The 3,252-nt window shown below is 70.9% G+C and carries 2 protein-coding genes; both read right to left on the bottom strand.

The window, feature by feature from the left end; genetic code table 11:
- Positions 1 to 64 precede the first annotated feature (64 nt).
- Positions 65 to 2,686: a valine--tRNA ligase gene (locus AOK18_RS18245; RefSeq protein WP_055570717.1), complete on the bottom strand. Its 2,622-nt coding sequence runs from the start codon at positions 2,684 to 2,686 to the stop codon at positions 65 to 67.
- 287 nt (positions 2,687 to 2,973) lie between these two features.
- Positions 2,974 to 3,252 (bottom strand): hypothetical protein (locus AOK18_RS18250; RefSeq protein WP_206281558.1); only part of this gene is annotated, 279 nt, incomplete at its 5' end.

The following is a 3,252-nucleotide window of genomic DNA, read 5'->3' on the forward strand; positions in this document are numbered from 1 at the left end:
CGTCCCGGAAAGCCCCCGGAACCGCTCGGGCTCCGGGGGCCTTCCGGGACGGGGCGGCCGGGTGCTACGCCTTCGGGAGCCGCTCCAGCTGGGTCCCGATGCGGGCGATGTCCTCGTCCGCCTTGGCCAGGCGCGTACGGATCTTGTCGACCACGTGGTCGGGGGCCTTCGCCAGGAACGCCTCGTTGCCCAGCTTGGCCTCCGCCTGCTGCCGCTCCTTCTGCGCGGCCGCGAGGTCCTTGGAGAGGCGCTTGCGCTCCGCCTCGAAGTCGATCACCCCGGACAGGTCCAGGGCGACCTCGATGCCGGCCACCGGCAGGGTCGCCGTCGCGGTGAAGCCCTCGCCCTCCGGCTGCAGGCGCAGCAGCTGCCGGATCGCCGCCTCGTGCGGGGCGAGCGCGGAGCCGTCGAGGGACAGCCGGGCGGGGACCCGCTGGCCGGGCTGCAGGCCCTGGTCGGCGCGGAAGCGGCGGACCTCGGTGATGACGGACTGGAGGGTCCCGATCTCCCGCTCGGCGCCGGCGTCCCGGAAGCCGCTGTCGGCGGGCCAGTCGGCGATGACGACCGACTCGCCGCCGGTGAGCGTCGTCCACAGCGTCTCGGTGACGAACGGGACCACCGGGTGCAGCAGCCGCAGCGTGACGTCCAGGACCTCGCCGAGGACGCGCTTGCTGACCTCGGCCGGCTCGCCGCCCGCCTGGAACGTCGTCTTGGACAGCTCGACGTACCAGTCGAAGACCTCGTCCCACGCGAAGTGGAACAGGGCGTCGGACAGCTTGGCGAACTGGAAGTCGTCGTAGTGGGCGTCGACCTCGGCGACGACCGAGTTCAGCCGGGAGAGGATCCAGCGGTCGGTGGAGGACATCTTCGAGGCGTCCGGCAGCGGGCCGTCCACCGTCGCGCCGTTCATCAGGGCGAAGCGGGTCGCGTTCCAGATCTTGTTGGCGAAGTTGCGGGAGCCCTGGACCCAGTCCTCGCCGATCGGCACGTCGACGCCGGGGTTGGCGCCGCGCGCGAGGGTGAAGCGCAGGGCGTCGGAGCCGTACTTGTCCATCCAGTCCAGCGGGTTGACCGCGTTGCCGAAGGACTTCGACATCTTCTTGCCGAACTGGTCGCGGACCATGCCGTGCAGGGCGATGGTGTGGAACGGCGGGGTGCCGTCCATCGCGTACAGGCCGAACATCATCATCCGGGCGACCCAGAAGAAGAGGATGTCGTAGCCGGTGACCAGGACGGAGTTCGGGTAGAACTTCGCGAGCGACTCGGTCTGTTCGGGCCAGCCCAGCGTGGAGAAGGGCCACAGGCCCGACGAGAACCAGGTGTCGAGGACGTCGGTGTCCTGATGCCAGCCCTCGCCGGCCGGCGGCTCCTCGTCGGGGCCGACGCAGACGACCTCGCCGTCCGGGCCGTACCAGACGGGGATGCGGTGGCCCCACCACAGCTGCCGGGAGATGCACCAGTCGTGGAGGTTGTCGACCCAGTCGAAGTACCGCTTCTCCATCTCCTGCGGGTGGATCGTGACCTTGCCGTCGCGGACGGCGTCGCCGGCGGCCTTCGCCAGCGGGCCGACCTTGACCCACCACTGCATGGACAGGCGCGGCTCGACGGTGGTCCGGCAGCGCGAGCAGTGGCCGACGGAGTGGACGTAGGGCCGCTTCTCGGCGACGATCCGGCCCTCGGCGCGCAGCGCGGCGACGATGGCGGAGCGGGCCTCGAGCCGGTCCTGGCCCTGGAAGGGGCCGTGGACGGTGATGACGGCGTGCTCGTCCATCACGGTGAGGGACGGCAGGCCGTGGCGGCGGCCGATCTCGAAGTCGTTCGGGTCGTGCGCCGGGGTCACCTTGACGGCGCCGGTACCGAACTCCGGGTCGACGTGCTCGTCGGCGACGACCGGGATGGAGCGGTCGGTCAGCGGCAGCTTGATGAGCTTGCCGACCAGGTGCTTGTACCGCTCGTCGTCGGGGTGGACGGCGACGGCCGTGTCGCCGAGCATCGTCTCGGCGCGGGTGGTGGCGACGACGATGGTGTCGTCCCCGTCGCCGTACTTCATGGAGACGAGTTCGCCGTCGTCGTCCTGGTACCCGACCTCGATGTCGGAGATCGCGGTCAGGCAGCGCGGGCACCAGTTGATGATGCGTTCGGCGCGGTAGATCAGTTCGTCGTCGTAGAGCCGCTTGAAGATGGTCTGGACGGCCTTCGACAGCCCCTCGTCCATGGTGAAGCGCTCACGCGACCAGGCGACGCCGTCGCCGAGGCGGCGCATCTGGCCGGAGATCTGCCCGCCGGACTCGTCCTTCCACTGCCAGACGCGCTCGACGAACGCCTCCCGGCCGAGGTCGTGCCGGGACTTGCCCTCCTTGGCCAGTTCCCGCTCGACGACGTTCTGCGTGGCGATGCCGGCGTGGTCCATGCCGGGCTGCCACAGCGTCTCGAAGCCCCGCATCCGCGCACGGCGGGTCAGGGCGTCGATGAGGGTGTGCTCGAAGGCGTGCCCGAGGTGCAGGCTGCCCGTGACGTTCGGCGGGGGGATGACGACGGTGAACGGGGGCTTGTCGCTCTTCGCGTCGGCCTCGAAGTAGCCCCGCTCCACCCAGCGCTCGTACAGCGGCCCCTCTACGTCGGCCGGCGCGTACTGGGTCGGCAGTTCGGAGGTGGGCGGCTGCGGCTGCTGAGAGTTCTCGGTCACGCGCCTCAGTTTAGAGGTGTCACGGCCCAGTCCCGAAACGCGATTCCTTTGTAACGGTGCACCCCCCGATGGCCTGACCGCACCGGAGCTGAGACAGGATGTCAGCGACACATAAGCATCTGGAGGGGAACCCAGACAATGAGCCACAACCAGCCGGGCCCGTACGGCGGGCAGCCCCAGCAGCCCGGACCGTACGGTCAGCCGGGTCCCTACGGCCAGCAGCCGCAGGCTCCGCAGCCCGGCTACGGCTACCCCCAGCAGCCGCAGGCCCCGCAGCCCGGTTACGGCTACCCGCCCCAGCCCGGCCAGGGCGTCCCGCCGCAGCAGCCCCCGTACGGGGCCTGGCCGTACGGGGGCTGCTGCGGCGGGACGCCCTGGCCGGGCTGGGGCGGGTAGCCGTAACCGGGCTGCGGGGCCTGCGGCTGCTGGGGGTAGCCGTAGCCGGGCTGCGGAGCCTGCGGCTGCTGGCCGTAGGGACCCGGCTGACCGTACGGTCCGGGCTGCTGGGGCTGCCCGCCGTACGGGCCCGGCTGGTTGTGGCTCATTGTCTGGGTTCCCCTCCAGAT

Origin of the sequence: Streptomyces prasinopilosus, assembly GCF_001419695.1 — a bacterium.
Taxonomy (GTDB): Bacteria; Actinomycetota; Actinomycetes; order Streptomycetales; family Streptomycetaceae; genus Streptomyces; species Streptomyces prasinopilosus.